Genomic DNA, 17601 nt, shown 5'->3' with positions numbered 1-17601 from the left:
AGCACTCAGTCTCGGTCGGTGCGCTGGTCGAGGCTGTGTTGCAGGTTGGAGTTGAGCCGTTGAGCTTCGGCGAGTTGGTCTTCGAGGATGACGATGCGGCAGGCGGCCTCGAGCGGGTTGCCCGCGTCGACGAGTTCACGCACGCGCCCGGCGATACGTAGTTGGTAGCGCGAGTAGCGGCGGTGCCCGCCGGTCGAGCGTTGCGGGGTCAACAGTTGCGCGGCGTCGAGGCCGCGCAGAAACGATTGGGTGACGCCGAGGATTTCCGCGGCACGTCCCATGCTGTAGGCCGGGTAGTCCTCGTCGTCGAGTTTGTCCGAGGCGCTGGGACCGTCGGCGGGATGGTTGTTCGGTTGCTGCACAGCACCTCTCGGGAGTCAACGTCGGCAGGCCCCGGCGCGGGTGCGCCGGGGCCTGGGATTTACAGAAGAGGGGGTTTGATTGACTTCAATTCCTTTCATCGGCCGTGTTGGCCGATGTCCTGCACCGCTCCCGACACTGCCCGGGACGCGGAACCGATAAGTGACTACTCAGTGACCACCTCCCAGATCGCCGGTCTTACTTCAGGGTTGTTCGTGTCTTGCTAGTACTTCACTGACTTCTTCGTCCCCTCCGGCGGTCCGGCCGAGTGCACCGGATTCTCTTCTCCGCCGGAGGGGGACGGTCGAACTTGCTGTTCCGGGCAGTTCACCTGCCCGGCCGCTGGACTTCTTCATGCGAACGACAGCGACTGTATATCGACTGTTGGCAAATGTCTACCTCCGCCAGTGCAGATTTTCATCCACCACTGGAGATGATTACTTCACCGCGCCACGGCGGTTTCGCTGGGCCGAGCTCGGTCCGAGATCGACGCCGTGCCGACTCGGATCGGACGACGTCTGTCCACAACCTTGTGGAACCACCTGCCCGGCAAGACGTTTGAGTCGCGTCTGGTGGCATCATGGGGCGTGAACCCGGCGATGACGTCGGCCAGGGCTGTGGCGGATCAGGCTTGCGGCGCTCGAGTAATCGCTCACTTCGCCCTGGACGGACCGCCGGATTCCGGCGGCCGGAAGGCGGAGTCGATACCCGTGCGGGTGCTGGCTGCGCCAACTGGGCCCGGTGTGACGGTGGGGGCTGGTTACGCAGGTGGAACGCCGCATGGGTGGTGCGGTGAGAGCTCGCCGGGTCGCAGTGAGTGGCGCACCCTTGATTGGTGCCGGCGGTGGCCTGCGGTTAGCTCAGCTCGCACCGTTGGCGCGGGCTCCGAGTTGCGTCGGCAGTTAGGCGAGGCGTAGGGACTGCTCGCAAACATCCCACCTGTTTGACCACTGCACTAGGTGGGTAATCCCCCTGTGGCGCACTGTTTGTGCAGACCACAGGGGGTGTGGCGCCCCCGGCAGGAATCGAACCTGCGACCTAGGGATTAGAAGGCCCTTGCTCTATCCAACTGAGCTACGGAGGCAGTGGGTTCCACCATGGCCGACATTGGTCGTGCTGTCCAGCGCGCCAATTATAGCGACCGACCAGATGGCTAGGGGTCGAGCGTGACGGCGAGTACGAGCATTGCGGCCATGATCACCTCGAGCACCAGGTAGAACCAGACGGGGAAGAAAGCGGACGGGCTTTCGACGAAACCCGACCAGATCCGGCCGACCGCCATGCCGCCGAGCGCGGCGGCGACTGCGACACAGGCCCCGAATCTGAGGTTGCCGACATCGGCGGCGGCCAACCCGAGAATCACCGCGATGGCGATGCCGAAACCGCCGTAGACGGCTCGCACCTCGGCGCGAGCATCCGCGCGGTCAGCGAGCAGCCCGAGTGGGTCGACGAGTTGGCTGGGCCGCAGTAGCCCGTAAACGCCCATGGCGGCGAAGAACAACGCCACCAAGGCAATCAACACGATCGACACGATCGACATTGCACCTCCGTGATTCGCCGACCACCCTATCGGCACAAACCCGACGCGGCCACGCGATAACAATCGAACTACGCTGTGTCGTATGTCGTCAGCGCAGGATCCGTCCGCTTCATCAGGTCTGGAGGTGACTCGGTCGGCGGCGACATACGCGGTGATCATCGCGCTGGCGGGGGCGATCGCGGCGGTGGTTGCCGCGCTGGTGGTCGCGTTGTCCGCAGCGCATGCGTTGAGTCTGCTCGGCATCCCGGATCCGGGTCCGCTGACCACGTACGGCCTGCCCGCGGTGCGCGCGCTCGCCGATCTGTCGGCGGCGCTGACCGTCGGGTCGCTGTTGTTCGCCGCGTTCCTGGTGCCGCCGCAAGCGAGCGGCCTGCTCGACGTCGGTGGTTATCGCGCGATTCGGCGCGCCTCGAATTTCGCGCTCATCTGGGCTGGGTGCGCCGCTCTGCTCGTTCCGTTGACAGTGTCGGACACCACGGGGCAGCCGGTCGGTGACACGCTGCGACCGGACGGCCTGTGGCGCGCCATCGATCAGATCGAGTTGGCAGGCGCCTGGCGGACCACGGTGATCTTCGCGCTGATCGTGGCGGTCGGCGCCAGGCTCGCGTTGCGCTGGGGGTGGACGCCGGTGCTGTTCGCGGGGTCGATCGTGACGATGATGCCGCTGGCGTTGACCGGTCACTCGTCCTCGGGCGGCGCGCACGACGTCGCCACCAACAGCCTGATACTGCACCTGGTTTCGGCTGCGGTCTGGGTCGGCGGCCTTTTCGCGCTACTGGCGCATGCACGCCGCGGTGGCGCGCACACCGACCTGGCCGCGCGGCGGTTCTCGCTGACCGCCACCCTCGCGTTCGTCACCATCGGGGTCAGCGGAGTGATCAACTCCTGGGTTCGGGTGCCGTGGGACGAACTGTTCACCACCACCTACGGCAAGCTGGTGCTCGCCAAGGCCGCCGCGCTGCTGATCCTCGGTGTGATCGGCTTCGCGCAGCGGCGCGCCGCACTGCCCGCACTCGCCGCCAACCCGGCCGACCGTGGCGCGCTGATCCGGTTCGCCGGTGTCGAGGTGCTGATCTTCGCGGCGACCATGGGGCTCGCGGTCGGCCTCGGCCGGACCCCGCCACCACCGCCGACCGCGATCCCGACGGCGGCCGAGGTGGAACTCGGCTACAACCTGGCCGGGCCGCCGACCGTCGGGCGACTGCTGTTCGACTGGCGCTTCGACCTGATCTTCGGGACGCTGGCGATCGTGCTCGCGGTGGTCTACCTGCTCGGCGTGCGCCGACTGCGGGCCCGCGGCGACGTGTGGCCGGTCGGGCGGACCATCGCCTGGTTGTCCGGCTGCGTTGTCCTGCTGATCGCCACTTCGTCCGGTGTCGGTCGGTACGCGCCCGCGATGTTCAGCGTGCACATGGGCGCGCACATGGCGCTGTCCATGCTCGCGCCGATCTTGTTCGCACTGGGCGGGGCGGTGACGCTCGCGTTGCGAGCCCTGCCGCCCGCCGGCCGTACCGGCGCTCCCGGACCACGCGAGTGGATTCTCGCCGCGGTGCACAATCCGGTGTCACGCTTCCTGACCCATCCGATCGTGGCCTCGGTCATCTTCGTAGGCGGGTTCTACGCGCTGTACCTCGGCGGGATCTTCAACACCTATGCGGATTCGCATGCGGCACACCTGCTGATGAACCTGCACTTCCTGCTCAGCGGCTACCTCTTCTACTGGGTTGTCATCGGCATTGATCCCAAACCGCGCCAGGTGGAACCGCTGACCAAACTCGGCATGGTGTTCGGTTCGCTGCCTTTCCATGCGTTCTTCGGTATCGCGCTGATGAGCATGACCACCGTGCTCGGCGGCTGGTTCTACCGCAGTCTCGGCCTCGACTGGAACGGCGACCTGCTCGGTGATCAGCGCACCGGCGGTAGCCTGGCCTGGGCCAGCGGTGAGGTGCCGCTCGTCGTGGTGATGCTCGCCCTGCTGATCCAGTGGTCGCGCAGCGATCGAAAGCTGGCGCAGCGCACCGATCGAGCCGCCGACCGCGACCATGACGCCGCCCTCTCCGCGCACAACGCGATGTTCGCCGAGCTGGCCAAACGCGATGGAGGGGTACACAAGTAGGGGTAGGACCATGCCTGCGGGCATGAGATCTCAGGTCATGGTGGCGTCGAGCGTGGTCAAGGTGTGGTTGTGAACGAACGGTCCGTAGCTGTCTCCGAACACAGACCGATCGATCGGATCTACCGATCCGATGTGCGGGCCGCGCGTAAGCGGCTGGCCGGACGGATCCGCAAGACACCGGTTTTCCACACCACCGTGACCGGGCCGAACGGTCCGATACCGGTCACCATGAAGCTCGAATACCTGCAGCACGGCGGCACTTTCAAGGTCCGCGGCAGCCTCAACGCGCTGCTGGCATCCGCGGCGAGCGTCGACCAGGTGGTCATCGCGTCCGGCGGCAACGCGGGCATCGCCGCCGCGTTGGCGGCCGCGCAGCTCGGAAAGTCCTGCACCGTGGTGGTTCCGGAGTCGGCGCCGCATACCAAGGTCGCGGCGATGTGGTCGCACGGTGCCGAGGTGCTCTGGCACGGCACGACATACGCCGAGGCGCTCGATTACGCGAACGAGCTCGCCGCGGAACGCAACGCGCTGCAGCTGCATGCCTATGACCTGCCTGCGATCGTCGCGGGCGCGGGTGTGGTCGGCTTGGAAATCGAGGAACAGGTGCGCGGGCGGCCGTCGGTGCTCGCCGCGGTGGGCGGCGGCGGGCTGGTCGCGGGCATTGCGGCTGCGATCGGTCGTCGGCAGCAGGTGATCGGCGTCGAGCCGGAAGGTATTCCGACCCTGCATGCGGCGTTGTCCGCGAACCGGCCGGTCGAGGTCGGGGTGTCCAGCATTGCGGCGGAATCCCTGGGCGCCACCAGAATCGGCGATATCGCGATGGATATCGCGCGGCGTTATCAGGTGCGTTCGCTGCTGGTGACCGACGACGCGATCGCGACGGCCCGCGACTACCTGTGGCGCGAGTTCCGCGTCGTGGTGGAATTCGCGGGTGCGGCGGCGTTGGCGGCCGTGCAGAGCGGCGCATACGTGCCTGCCGACGATGAGCGTCCGGTGATCGTCCTCTGCGGTGCCAACACCGATCTCTCAGTGCTGTAGTCATTTTCGCATCCCTTTGCCCTGAAAGAAGCGCGGGATATCCACATCCGAGAAAGTTGTCCACATTCTCGGATCGAGGCGCCCGGCCGCCCGCCCAATCGGTGAGGCTGGAGACACTCCTCGAGGGGAGGAAGTCCCCGGGCAACCGCCACGGGTCGAATGCGAAGGGGCGTCATCATGTACGAGGCGAACGCGACCGTGATCGGCACCATCGTCAACAATCCGGTGAAGCGGGACCTGTCCAACGGTGAGCAGGTGCTGAGCTTCCGGATGGCGAGCAACTCGCGCCGGCTGGACCACACGACGGGGGAGTGGGTGGACAACGGCACCTTGTTCCTCACCGTGAACTGCTGGCGCAGGCTGGTGGCGGGGGTCGACGGCTCGTTGCGCCGCGGCGATCCGGTCATTGCCCACGGTCAGTTGCGTTCGCTGGAATATCGCAGCAAGGACGGCTCGGAACGGCGCGACCTGGAGATGCGGGCCAGCGCCGTCGGCCCCGACCTCGGCCGTTGCGTCGCCCAGGTGACCCGGTGGTCGGAGATGCGGAATACTGGAGATGGCTTCGGCGCTGAACAACCAGGGCCGGCAGGCGATGGGCCGGGGGAGAATGTCGCTGCCGCAGTTGCGGCGCCACCCCGGACAACCCACCCCGAGCACGCCGACGCCTGACCCCGGCGCGGCGCAGTTCCGGCCGCGCGTTGCGAGGGGTATCCGCCGGTTCAACTCACCGTTTCCGACACCGATAGGCTTCCTCCTTATGGCTGAGTACATCTACACGATGAAGAAGGTTCGCAAGGCGCACGGCGACAAAGTCGTGCTCGACGATGTCACCTTGAACTTCCTTCCCGGCGCCAAGATCGGTGTCGTCGGCCCGAACGGCGCCGGTAAATCCAGCGTGCTCAAGATCATGGCCGGACTGGACCAGCCGAACAACGGCGACGCCTTTCTCGCCAACGGCGCGACGGTCGGCATCCTGCAGCAGGAGCCGCCGCTGAACGAAGAGAAGACGGTTCGCGGCAACGTCGAGGAGGGCCTCGGCGAGATCAAGGTGAAGCTGGATCGCTTCAACGAGATCGCCGAGCTGATGGCCACCGACTACTCCGACGAGCTCATGGAAGAAATGGGCAAGCTGCAGGAGGACCTGGACCACGCCGACGCGTGGGACGTGGACTCCCAGCTGGAGCAGGCCATGGATGCGCTGCGCTGCCCGCCGCCGGACGAGCCGGTCACCCAGCTCTCCGGTGGTGAGCGCCGCCGCGTCGCGCTGTGCAAGCTGCTGCTGAGCAAGCCCGACCTGCTGCTGCTCGACGAGCCGACCAACCACCTCGACGCCGAGAGCGTGCTGTGGCTCGAGCAGCACCTGGCCGCGTATGCGGGCGCTGTGCTCGCGGTTACTCACGACCGGTACTTCCTGGACAACGTCGCCGAGTGGATTCTCGAACTCGACCGCGGCCGCGCCTACCCCTACGAGGGCAACTACTCCACCTACCTGGAGAAGAAGGCTCAGCGACTCGAGGTCCAGGGCAAGAAGGACCAGAAGCTGCAGAAGCGGCTCAAGGACGAGCTGGCCTGGGTGCGCTCCGGCGCCAAGGCCCGCCAGGCCAAGAACAAGGCCCGCCTCGGCCGATACGAGGAGATGGCGGCCGAGGCCGACAAGCACAGGAAGTTGGACTTCGAAGAGATCCAGATTCCGGCCGGCCCGCGCCTCGGCAACGTGGTGGTCGAGGTCGCGCACCTGGACAAGGGCTACGGCGACCGCCAGCTCATCAAGGATCTGTCGTTCACGTTGCCGCGCAACGGCATTGTCGGCGTCATCGGCCCGAACGGTGTCGGTAAGACCACGCTGTTCAAGACCATCGTCGGGCTCGAATCCCCCGACAGCGGCGAGGTGAAGGTCGGCGAGACGGTCAAGCTGAGCTACGTCGACCAGAACCGGGCGGGCATCGACCCGAAGAAGAACGTCTGGCAGGTCGTGTCCGAGGGCCTGGACTTCATCCAGGTCGGTAACCAGGAAATGCCGTCGCGCGCGTACGTCAGCGCGTTCGGCTTCAAGGGCCCGGACCAGCAGAAGCCGGCCGGCGTGCTCTCCGGTGGTGAGCGGAACCGGCTGAACCTGGCGCTCACCCTCAAGCAGGGTGGAAACCTGATCCTGCTCGACGAGCCGACCAACGACCTCGACGTGGAAACGCTGGGTTCGCTGGAGAACGCGCTCGAGCAGTTCCCGGGTTGCGCCGTGGTCATCTCCCACGATCGCTGGTTCCTCGACCGCACCTGCACCCACATCCTGGCGTGGGAGGGCGACGCCGACAACGACGCCAAGTGGTTCTGGTTCGAGGGCAACTTCGAGGCCTACGAGGCCAACAAGATCGAGCGCCTCGGCCTGGAAGCGGCCCGCCCGCACCGGGTTACGCACCGCAAGCTGACCCGCGACTGATCGCGACCGCGGGCCGGCCAACCCCTCGGGTCGGCCCGCGGTGCCTCGGCATAGCTGACTTTGCTCCGGGATCCATTCGTGCCGTTGCCACGCGGTCACGACTCGATCCCGGCTCCCACCGAGCCGACAAATGTCGGGCCCGGACCGACGAGTTCGTCGCGCCACGATGAAGGACGTCCGTTATGTCTCGGATCCGGTACAACCGCACCCCCACCGGCGCCCACAGCCAGTTCGAATCTCGCTAGTGTGGGACACGTGAATGCGCAGGCACAGTTCGAGCAATCGGCGGTTCCCACCGTCGACATGGTGGCCGAGCTGATCCGAGGTGCTTCGGCCCCGCTGCCGCCGCAGAAAGACCCTGTCGCGCACACCTGACGTTCGCGAGTCCGAACGATGCTGTGCCTGGATCCTTCATCCGAGCTGGGCAATCGCGTGGCGAACACCGCGGTGATGGTGAACACCCCAGGATTGGAAGGGATTTCACCCCCTCGCCTGCAACGCACAGCTACTCTCGGACCGGCGTCGCTTTGTTACGGAACCGAATCCGAGGAGTTGGCGAAAAAATGACGGTCTCGTCCGAATTGTCCAGTGCGGCGTGGGCCGCGAGTTTGCCGCAGGTACTGCGCGGCGAACTGGCGACCCTCGAGGAGGCGTATTTCCGCCACGTCGACGCTGGCGATGTGGACTGCGCGATCACCGGCATCACCCAGATCTTCCGGCGGCACATGGAGTTGGCCATGCACCGCCCGGCGGGCCGGGCGTTGGTCCGGGTGTATCACCCCGACGACGGCTCCGGCCTCGGCGCGGCGGTGCAGCTGGTCACCGACGACATGCCGCTGCTTGTCGAATCGATCACCTCGTCGCTGAACAGGCTCGGCGTCAGCGTGAGCGAGGTTATCCACCCGATCTTCGAAGTTGAGCGCGATGCGGAGGGACGCCTGCAGCACGCCGCCCCGCACGAAGTCGACGGCACCAATGGTGCGACCGCACTGCGCGAATCATGGATGCACCTGCAACTGCACCCGGCCACCAGCCGGGCGCTGCTCAGCCGGATCGAATCCGGCATGCCGAACGTGATCGCCGATGTCCGCCAGGTCATCGGTGACACCGAGGCGATCAAGGATGTACAGAGCAGGTTGGCCGACGACCTGGAGCTGGCCGCCAAGTCTGGTACCGCGCCGTTCGCGGAAACCGACCTGTCCGACACCGCGAACCTGCTGCGCTGGCTGGCCAGCGGCAACTTCACCGTGCTCGGCTACGCCCGCTACCAGCTGAGCTCCGAGCAGGGACGCGAGTCGTCCAACCCGATGCCGGGCACCTGCCTGGGCGTGCTCCGGCCCGACGTCGGCACCGATTTCCGGGTGCCGATCAACGCCACCGACCGGCCGCTGCTGATGCTGACCCAGGGTCTGGTGCCCGCCACCGTGCACCGCTCGGTGTACCCGTACTTCATCGGTGTCGCCGACTTCGACGAGGCAGGCACCATCGTCGGCGAGCACCTGTTCATCGGCGTCTTCACGGTCACCGCGGTGCACGAGAACGTGCTCGACATCCCGGTGATCGAGCGCCGGGTGCGCTCGGTGATCGAGGAGAGCGGCTTCGACCTGGAGTCGTTCTCCGGGCAGGCGATGCTCGAGGTCATCCAGTCCTTCCCGCGCACCGAGCTGTTCTCCTCCGACGCCGAGACGATGCGCCGGACCGCCCTCGCGGTGCTGAACATCGGCTTGCGCAGGCAGGTCCGGCTGTTCCTGCGCGCCGACGGCTACGGCCGCTTCGTCGCGTGCATGGTCTACCTGCCGCGCGACCGCTACACCACCCGGGTGCGACTGGAGATGCAGGAGATCCTGGTCCGCGAACTGGGCGGCGTCTCCATCGACTACTCGGCGCGGGTCGGCGAAAGTGACCTGGCCAGTGTGTATTTCACGGTGCGCATGCCCGAAGTCGAGTTCGGTGCCCCGCGCTACGCGGCACCGCCCGCGGACACCTCCGAGGCGAACCGGTTGCGCATCCAGGGCCTGCTCGCCGAGGCGAGCCGGACCTGGGAAGACCACCTGAACGACGAGGTCAGCACCTCCACCATGCTCGACCCGGCGGTCGTGCAGCGCTACGCCGAGGCGTTTCCGGACGCGTACAAGGAAGACTTCGAGGCAGGCCGTGCGCTCGCCGACATCGTCCGCCTGGAGCGGCTGCGCGAGGGTGGCATCGACCAATACCTGTACCGCAACGCGGATTCCGATCCCGGCACCTGGCGGTTCTCGCTCTACGTCGCAGGCCCCGGCATCTCACTGAGCCAGGTGCTTCCGGTCCTGCAGAGCCTCGGTGTGGAAGTGGTCGACGAGCGTCCGTACCAGCTCGAACTGGAGCCACAGCCCGGCGGTGACCCGAGCACCGGCGGCGAACGCTGGATCTACGACTTCGGTCTGCTGGCCCGCGCCGAGTTGCTGCGCAGCGCGCTCGACCGCGACCTGGATGCGGAACTGCTCGAGTCGTCCAAGCGGGCCGCCGTGCTGGAGGCGGAGGTCCGTGGTCTGCGCGAGCGGTTCACCGAGGCCTTCGAGGCGGCCTGGTACGGCCGCGCGGAAGCGGACGGACTCAACGAACTGGTGCTGCGCGCACGCCTGCCGTGGCGTGCGGTGTCGATCCTGCGCGCTTACGCGAAGTACTTGCAGCAGGCCGGTTTTCCGTACAGCCAGGCCAATATTTGCCGGGTGCTGCTCACCTACCCGGACGTGGCCCGGCTGTTCGTGGACCTGTTCGGGGCGCGTTTCGACCCGGACAACTTCTCGGCCGAGCACGCCGCCGAGTTGGAGATCCAGGTCCGTGGCCGGATCGACGACGTGGTCAGCCTCGACGCCGACCGCATCCTGCGTGCCATCCTGAACCTGATCAGGGCGACGCTGCGCACCAACTACTACGTCACCGACGCCGAGGGCATGGCGCGGGACTACATCTCGATGAAGGTCGAGCCGCGTGAGATCAGCGAATTGCCCAAGCCCAGACCGCAATTCGAGATCTTCGTGTACTCGCCGCGGGTCGAAGGTGTGCACCTGCGGTTCGGCTCGGTAGCCCGTGGTGGGTTGCGCTGGTCGGACCGGCTGGAGGACTTCCGCACCGAGGTGCTGGGCCTGGTGAAGGCCCAGGCGGTGAAGAACGCGGTGATCGTCCCGGTCGGCGCGAAGGGCGGCTTCGTCGTGAAGCAGCCGCCTGCCGCCACCGGTGACCCCGTCGCGGACCGGCAGGCGCTCGGCGCCGAAGGCGTCAGCTGCTACCGCACCTTCATCTCCGGCCTGCTCGACGTCACCGACAATGTCGATCGCGCGACCGGCAACGTGGTGCCGCCCGCCCGGGTGGTGCGCCGCGACGGCGACGACACCTACCTGGTGGTGGCCGCCGACAAGGGCACCGCCACCTTCTCCGACATCGCCAACGATGTGGCCAAGCGCTACGGCTTCTGGCTCGGCGACGCGTTTGCCTCGGGCGGCTCGGTGGGCTACGACCACAAGGCCATGGGCATCACCGCCAAGGGTGCCTGGGAGAGCGTCAAGCGCCACTTCCAAGAGATGGACATCGATACTCAGACCGAGGATTTCACCGTCGTCGGCATCGGCGACATGAGCGGTGACGTCTTCGGCAACGGCATGCTGCTGTCCGAGCACATCCGCCTGCTCGCGGCGTTCGACCACCGGCACATCTTCCTGGATCCGAACCCGGACACCGCCGCCTCCTACGCCGAGCGGCAGCGGATGTTCAAGCTGCCCCGCTCGTCGTGGGCCGACTACGACGCCTCGCTCATCAGCAAGGGCGGCGGCGTGTGGGACCGCACGGTGAAGTCGGTGCCGATCAGCCCGCAGGCGCGCAAGGCGTTGGGGCTGGCCGACGATGTGGAGTCGCTGTCCCCGCCCGAGCTGGTGCGCGCCATCCTGCTCGCGCCGGCCCAGCTGCTGTGGAACGGCGGCATCGGCACCTACATCAAGGCGAGCACCGAGTCCAACGCCGACGTGGGCGACAAGTCCAACGATCTCGTCCGGGTCAACGGAAACGAGTTGCGCGTCAAGGTGATCGGCGAAGGCGGCAACCTGGGTGCGACAGCGCTCGGCCGCATCGAGTTCTGCCGCCACGGCGGCAAGATGAACACCGACGCGCTGGACAACTCGGCCGGCGTCGACTGCTCCGACCACGAGGTCAACATCAAGGTGCTGCTCGACGGTGTGGTCAGTGCGGGCCAGCTGTCCGCGCCGGAACGCAACCCGCTGCTCGCCTCGATGACCGACGAGGTCGCGCGGATGGTGCTGGAAGACAATGTGGCGCAGAACTTCCTGATGGGCATGTCACGCACCGACGCATCGGAGATGCTGAACGTGCACATGCGCCTGATCGAGGATCTCGAAGAGCGCCGCGGGCTGGACCGGGAGCTGGAGGCGCTGCCGTCGAAGGCGCAGCTCAAGCGCATGCTGGAGGAGGGCACCGGCCTGACGTCGCCGGAACTCGCCAATCTCATGGCGCACGTGAAGCTTTCGCTCAAGGCAGACCTGCTCGACACGGATCTGCCGGACAGCCCGTTCTTCGTCACCCGGCTGCCGGACTACTTCCCGACGCCGCTGCGCGACCGGTTCGGCGCCGCGATCAAGAAGCACCGGCTGCGCCGGGAGATCCTCACCACGATGATCGTGAACGAGATGGTCGACTACGGCGGCATCACCTACGCGCACCGGTTGAGCGAGGAAACCGGCGCCACGGCCACCGACTCGGTGCGCGCGTTCGCCGCGGCCACCGAGATATTCGGCCTGCCGGAGATGTGGGCCAGGATCCGGGCGGCCGACGCCACCACCGCGGTGCGTGATCTGCTGGAACTGGAGACCAAGCGGACGCTGGACCGGGCGTCGCGCTGGTTCCTGAGCAACCGGCCGCAGCCGATCGCGGTCGGCGCGGAGATCAACCGGTACTGCCAGGACGTGCAGGCGCTGGCGCCGAAGGTGCCGGGCTGGCTGCGCGGACACCATGTCGCGACGCTCACCGATCAGTCGGCCGAGCTCATCGCCCGCGGTGCGCCGACCGACCTGGCCACCGAGGTGTTCGGGCTGCTCAACCTGTTCCCGCTGCTCGACATCGTGGACATCGCCGACATCACCGATCGCGACGGCGACGAGGTCGGTGCGCTCTACTACGCGCTCAACGAGCACCTCAAGATCGACTGGTTGCTCCAGGCGGTCAGCCACCTCGAACGCGGTGACCGCTGGCACTCGCTGGCCAGGCTCGCGCTGCGCGACGATATGTACTCGTCGCTGCGCTCGCTGACCCTCGATGTGCTCTCCGCCGGTGACCCGGAAGAGAGCGCCGACGAGAAGATTGCATACTGGGAGTCGAAGAACCAGTCCCGGCTCGGGCGCGCCCGAGCGGCACTGTCGGAGTTGTTCGAGTCCGGAACCCACGATCTCGCCACGCTGTCGGTTGCGGCGCGGCAAGTGCGAAGCATGGTGAGCGGGGTGGGCGCCCAATCGGAGGTACCACGTTGACGAGCTCGTTGAACGGTAACGGGAAGGCACAGGGCGGCAACGTCGTGCTGCCCAAGCGTTTTCATACCCAGGTAGAGGTCAGATGGTCGGACATGGATGCTTTCCAGCATGTGAACCATGCCCGGATGGTGACTCTGCTGGAGGAGGCGCGGATCCCGTGGCTGCTCGAGCCCGGTAGGCCGACCGCCGCGCTCGGCACCGGCTGTGTGCTGGCCGACCTGCGGGTGCGCTACCGCGGTCAGCTGCGGCACGAGGACACGCCGCTCGATATCGCCATGTGGATCGAGCAGCTGCGGGCGGTCGACTTCACCATCGGCTACGAGGTGCGCGCCGCCAGTGCGGCGCCGGACTCGCCGGCCGCGGTGATCGCGTCCACCCAGATCGCCGCGTTCGATATGTCCGCGCAGCGGTTGCGCAGGCTCACCGATGCCGAACGCGACTATCTCGCCGAGTGGCTGGACTGATCCACATCGGTAGTCACGTAAAGCGAACGGCAGCACAGCCGTGATGCCGGAACAGCGCGTGCTGCACGTGCCCGATCCGGCGGAGCGAGAGAACCTCGCGACGTTCCTGACTCGGGCACTGCGGCTGGACCCCGCGGTGGTGGTACGTATCCGCCGCCGCGGGGAGCAGCACGTCTCGGCCTGGGTGGCAACGGGTTTCGAGGCGCTCGCGGTCCGCACCATCGTCGGTGAGCTCAGCGTCGACGATGTCACCGTGGGCGCCGACATGGTGCTGGCCGGGCTCAGCTCCGGCCTGCCCATCGACCTCGGCTTTTCGATGGACTCCGCCTGGCGTGGCGCTTTGCCCCCGATGGACGGCTTCACCCACGTCGACGATGTCCCGGCCCGCACCCTGGTCGAACTCGCCGAGCAGGGCGCGCGGTTGGCCAAGGAACACGGCAGCAGTCACGGCCCGCCCGCCTCGCTGCTCGATCAGCCCGTGCTGACCGTCTCCGGCGGCGACATCGAGGTGGAGGTCCCGATGCGCGTCGTCTTCGCCCTCACCGCAATGGATTTCATCCCGCACTCCGGTGACAAGGCCGATCCCGCCCGCATCCTCCCCACCGAGATCGTCCGCGTCCGCGCCACCAACACCTGGCTGCGCATAGACGCCCGGTACGGTTCGGTGGCCCGCCGTCGAGGCAGCGGCATCTCCCTCTCCCCGAGCTAACCCGGCGTCGGCTGCCCAGCCGGGCAACGGATCGCACACCTCGGCACAAAGGCCGCCTCCGAACCGATGCTGCGGGCGGCGTATCGACGGGTTCCCCGGGCCACGCGAAGGCCGGCGCCTTCGCGAACCGTTCAGCAGGCCAGCGGATCGCCCCGCCTGCGGCACATCGAGATCCGCACCCTCTCTTGGGATTCGCACTCGCTAGGAGCACCCACAGCCGGTGCGTCTCCCGAGAACGGGTGCGGCGGTTGCCCGCAGCGGTCAGGGGAGGCCGAGTAGGCGTAGGAGGGCGGTGGTTGTTGCGGCGGCGAGGATCACCAGCAGGATGGGTTGTTTGCGCCAGGCCAGTAGGGCGGCCACGAGAACGCCTGCGGGGAGTGCGAATCCGAAGTGACCGGAGGCGGTGGGCAGCGCGGTGACCGCCACCAGAGCGGCGAGTAGGACGACCGCGCCGACCTCCAGCAGCTGAATTGTGCGGGCAGGGAAGCGGATACGGTCGCGCAGCGCTGGACCGGACCAGCGGAAGGCGTAGGTGCCGAGGGCGAGGGCAATCATGCCTGCGATCAGCATCATTCGACACCTGATTCACACGTGGTCCGCTCGCAATCAGCAGCGTCCGATGCAGCAGTAGTTCCCTTGCCACCCCAAGGCCCCACGAAGAACAACCCCGAAAGCGCCACTAGCACAGGCATTCCCGCAGGCAAGAACGGCGCACTGGCCACCGCCGCCACCGCCCCCACCAATGCCGCGCGCCGAGTCGCTATGTCCCGCAACGCCGGAACGATCAACGCGAGCAGCACCGCGGGAAACACCGCGTCCAATCCGAACGCCGCAGTGTCCGGCACGAACGACCCGATCAGCGCACCGAGCGCGGCACCAACGGGCCACGCCAGCAGCACACCGAAACCGCACGCCCAGTAGGCAGCCCGCTTCCGCTCGGCGTCGGGTTGGGCGAGCGACATCGCCACCGACTCGTCGTTCATCAGGTGCACACCCAGGAACCGCCGCCACCCGGTGCCGACCACATCGGGCACCGACAACCCATACGGCAGATGCCGAGCATTGACCACCAGCCCGGCCAGCACAGCCGCGATCGGACTGCCGCCGGCCGCGACAATCCCGATGAACAGAAACTCCGCACCCCCGGCGAGCACCACGATCCCGAGCACAATGGGCAGCCACGCAGGCAGGCCTGTGGTCACCGCGGTCGCACCGTAGGACACCCCGATCACCGCGACGGCCAGGCACACCGCCGCGATCCCGGAGAACGTATCCCGCCCGAGTGTTCGCCATATCGAACGCATGTAGCTTATAGTGAACACGGCAAACCGATCCGTCAATATGGTTTCCTGTTGAGTGTTCGATCACACGATGGGAGGGCAAGTGGCACAGCGGGACTCACCAGCGCAGACACCCCAGGCGGTGATCGCTGCCGCTTTGCGCCGTGAACGCACCCGGGCCGGCCTGTCCCTCACCGAGGTGGCGAACCGCGCGGGCATCGCGAAATCCACCCTCTCCCAACTGGAATCGGGCACCGGCAATCCGAGCCTGGAAACCCTGTGGGCACTGTGCGTTGCACTCGACATGCCCTTCTCCGGCCTGCTCGATCCGCCACGCCCCACCGTTCAGGTGATCCGCGCGGGGGAGGGGCCGGTGGTCGCCGCCGCGGAATCCGACTACCGCGCGACCCTGCTGGCCGCGAGCCCACCCAACTCCCGCCGCGACCTGTTCCGGATCACCGCCGAACCGGGCCACGCACGCCGCTCCGAGCCACACATCCCCGGTGTGGTCGAGCACGTACTACTCGCGAGCGGCCGCGCCAAAGTCGGCTTGATCGACGAACCCGTCGATCTGTCCCCGGGCGACTACATCTCCTACCCGGGCGATCTCCCACACGTCTTCGAAGCACTGGAGCCCGCCACCTGGGCAACCCTCGTGATCGAATACACCTAGGCCCCTGTATCGAACCGGGGCTAGGCGGCGCCTTCACCCAGGTACTGCAACCACACCGGATCCAGATCGGCTGTCGTGGACAGCAGCCGCCAGTGCGGTCCCTTCGGCGAGACCAGCGGTGAGCGCAGGGTCCAGCCCAGTTCGCTCAGCATCTTGTCGGCCTTACGGTGATTGCACGGCGCACAGCTGGCGACGCAGTTCTCCCAGGAGTGTTCCCCGCCCCGGCTGCGCGGGATGACGTGGTCGATGGTTTCGGCTTTGCCGCCGCAGTACCCGCAGCGATAACGGTCGCGGTGCATGAGCGCGGCGCGGGTCATCGGGACGCGGGCCCGATACGGCACGTGGACGTAGGTGCGCAGGCGGATCACCGAGGGAATCGTGACGGCGGATTCGGCGGAATGGACGACCGGACCTTCGACGTCATGATGGACGGTGTCGGCTTTATCGCAGATGAGTAAGACGATCGCGCGGCGCGCGGACAGTGCGGTGAGCGGCTCGTAGGTGGCGTTGAGAAGCAGCACCCGGCGCTTCAACCAGCTCGGACTCTCACTGTGCGGCGGTGCGGAGCGGTGCGCATGATCGGCGTGACCGTGATGCGCGCCCGGATAATGATCGGACAAGATGTGCAGCGGAGTAGCCCCCGACCCACGATTGTGGACGTCGGCGGGCTGGAGTTGTCGGTGTGTCCGCGCCTCGTGTGATCGGGCGCTGTGCCGCTGCTTCATCTGGACCTCAATTTCATGATTGGCAGGATCATGCTGTTAGCTCGGCAGAGATTGCCACCCAGTTGACCATGGAACGTCGGCTATTGCACGGTGATTTTCAACAATGTCCGGTTAACTGTGGCTGAAGAGCCGCCGGCCCGCGATTTACCGCCCCGAGAAACCGCGGTGTGGGCTGCCGATGCCGAGCGCGGGCACAATGGACGTCGGCGCATCCAGCGAATCGAGAGGGTCTATGACTTCGGGCGAGCAGACAGCATCGGCTTCGGCAGAACAGGCGACGTCGTTCTACGACGCGGTCGGCGGGGCGGAAACGTTCCGGCGCATCGTCGCGGCGTTCTACCGCGAGGTGGCGACCGACGAGGTGCTGCGCCCGCTCTATCCCGAGGAAGATCTCGGCCCGGCCGAGCGCCGACTGCGCATGTTCCTGGAGCAGTACTGGGGTGGGCCGCGGACCTACGGCGAGGAGCGCGGGCACCCTCGGCTGCGGATGCGGCATCAGCCGTTCACGATCGGTCCGCTGGAGCGCGACGCGTGGTTGCGGTGCATGCGAATCGCCGTAGCCGAGATCGAACCCGAGCTACTCGATGACGAGCACCGCAAGGCGCTGCTGGACTACCTGGAGATGGCGGCGAATTCGCTGATGAACGCCCCCTGGTGAGGGCGTTTGGCGTCAGAGCCGAGACGGGCCGAGGGTTTTCGGCGCGTCGCGGCAGACGCTGGAGATTTGCCGGAAGTTGAGATCGGTGCTC

At 67.0% G+C, this 17601-nt stretch carries 14 protein-coding genes and 1 tRNA gene; 9 read left to right on the top strand and 6 right to left on the bottom strand.

Annotated elements, in window-relative coordinates:
- Positions 1-5: 5 nt before the first annotated feature.
- From IBX18_RS34205 to IBX18_RS34195, 3 genes are all read right to left on the bottom strand, one after another.
- A complete protein-coding gene (locus IBX18_RS34205; protein WP_306796536.1) occupies positions 6-362 on the bottom strand; it encodes a MerR family transcriptional regulator in 357 nt (118 codons plus the stop codon).
- A gap of 1005 nt (positions 363-1367) precedes the next feature.
- A tRNA-Arg gene (locus IBX18_RS34200) sits at positions 1368-1444 on the bottom strand.
- Positions 1445-1513: 69 nt separating this feature from the next.
- On the bottom strand, positions 1514-1900 hold the full coding sequence (locus IBX18_RS34195; RefSeq protein WP_199856568.1) for a DUF4345 family protein: 387 nt from the start codon (positions 1898-1900) through the stop codon (positions 1514-1516).
- A gap of 82 nt (positions 1901-1982) precedes the next feature.
- Here IBX18_RS34195 and IBX18_RS34190 point away from each other — a divergent pair, with 82 nt between their 5' ends.
- The 7 genes from IBX18_RS34190 to IBX18_RS34160 all read left to right on the top strand — a co-directional run bounded on the left by IBX18_RS34190 (position 1983) and on the right by IBX18_RS34160 (position 14174).
- A complete protein-coding gene (locus tag IBX18_RS34190) occupies positions 1983-4016 on the top strand; it encodes a cytochrome c oxidase assembly protein (RefSeq protein WP_194837589.1) in 2034 nt (677 codons plus the stop codon).
- A gap of 69 nt (positions 4017-4085) precedes the next feature.
- Positions 4086-5054 carry a threonine/serine dehydratase gene (locus IBX18_RS34185; protein WP_194837588.1) on the top strand — a complete coding sequence of 323 codons (969 nt, stop codon included), beginning with the start codon at positions 4086-4088 and terminating at the stop codon, positions 5052-5054.
- Positions 5055-5231: 177 nt separating this feature from the next.
- Positions 5232-5723 (top strand): single-stranded DNA-binding protein, encoded by a 492-nt coding sequence (locus IBX18_RS34180; protein WP_194837587.1) that lies wholly within the window; start codon positions 5232-5234, stop codon positions 5721-5723.
- Between the two features lie 88 nt (positions 5724-5811).
- Positions 5812-7488: an energy-dependent translational throttle protein EttA gene (gene ettA, locus IBX18_RS34175; protein ID WP_194837586.1), complete on the top strand. Its 1677-nt coding sequence runs from the start codon at positions 5812-5814 to the stop codon at positions 7486-7488.
- Between the two features lie 563 nt (positions 7489-8051).
- Positions 8052-13001: an NAD-glutamate dehydrogenase gene (locus IBX18_RS34170; RefSeq protein WP_194837585.1), complete on the top strand. Its 4950-nt coding sequence runs from the start codon at positions 8052-8054 to the stop codon at positions 12999-13001.
- Positions 12998-13465, top strand: coding sequence for an acyl-CoA thioesterase (locus tag IBX18_RS34165; protein WP_373889248.1), 468 nt, complete (start codon positions 12998-13000; stop codon positions 13463-13465). The genes IBX18_RS34170 and IBX18_RS34165 overlap by 4 nt, the downstream gene beginning before the upstream one ends.
- A 43-nt stretch (positions 13466-13508) precedes the next feature.
- Positions 13509-14174, top strand: coding sequence for a hypothetical protein (locus IBX18_RS34160; RefSeq protein WP_194837584.1), 666 nt, complete (start codon positions 13509-13511; stop codon positions 14172-14174).
- Between the two features lie 261 nt (positions 14175-14435).
- On the opposite strand, the gene IBX18_RS34155 is transcribed toward IBX18_RS34160, so the two are convergent.
- Positions 14436-14747, bottom strand: a complete 312-nt coding sequence (locus IBX18_RS34155; RefSeq protein ID WP_147128886.1) for an AzlD domain-containing protein — start codon at positions 14745-14747, stop codon at positions 14436-14438.
- Positions 14744-15478 (bottom strand): AzlC family ABC transporter permease, encoded by a 735-nt coding sequence (locus IBX18_RS34150; RefSeq protein WP_194837583.1) that lies wholly within the window; start codon positions 15476-15478, stop codon positions 14744-14746. Before IBX18_RS34150 ends, IBX18_RS34155 begins: the two co-directional genes overlap by 4 nt.
- A 79-nt stretch (positions 15479-15557) precedes the next feature.
- Here IBX18_RS34150 and IBX18_RS34145 point away from each other — a divergent pair, with 79 nt between their 5' ends.
- Positions 15558-16127 (top strand): helix-turn-helix domain-containing protein, encoded by a 570-nt coding sequence (locus IBX18_RS34145; RefSeq protein WP_234390759.1) that lies wholly within the window; start codon positions 15558-15560, stop codon positions 16125-16127.
- A gap of 20 nt (positions 16128-16147) precedes the next feature.
- Here IBX18_RS34145 and IBX18_RS34140 read toward each other — a convergent pair whose 3' ends face one another.
- Complete coding sequence (locus IBX18_RS34140; RefSeq protein ID WP_228542192.1) at positions 16148-16852, bottom strand: HNH endonuclease; 705 nt, start codon at positions 16850-16852, stop codon at positions 16148-16150.
- A gap of 232 nt (positions 16853-17084) precedes the next feature.
- Here IBX18_RS34140 and IBX18_RS34135 point away from each other — a divergent pair, with 232 nt between their 5' ends.
- Positions 17085-17510 (top strand): globin, encoded by a 426-nt coding sequence (locus IBX18_RS34135; RefSeq protein ID WP_194837582.1) that lies wholly within the window; start codon positions 17085-17087, stop codon positions 17508-17510.
- Positions 17511-17601: the final 91 nt, after the last annotated feature.

It is taken from the genome of Nocardia sp. XZ_19_369 (assembly GCF_015355715.1).
Taxonomy (GTDB): Bacteria; Actinomycetota; Actinomycetes; order Mycobacteriales; family Mycobacteriaceae; genus Nocardia.
This window is presented reverse-complemented; position numbering and strand designations above follow the sequence as displayed.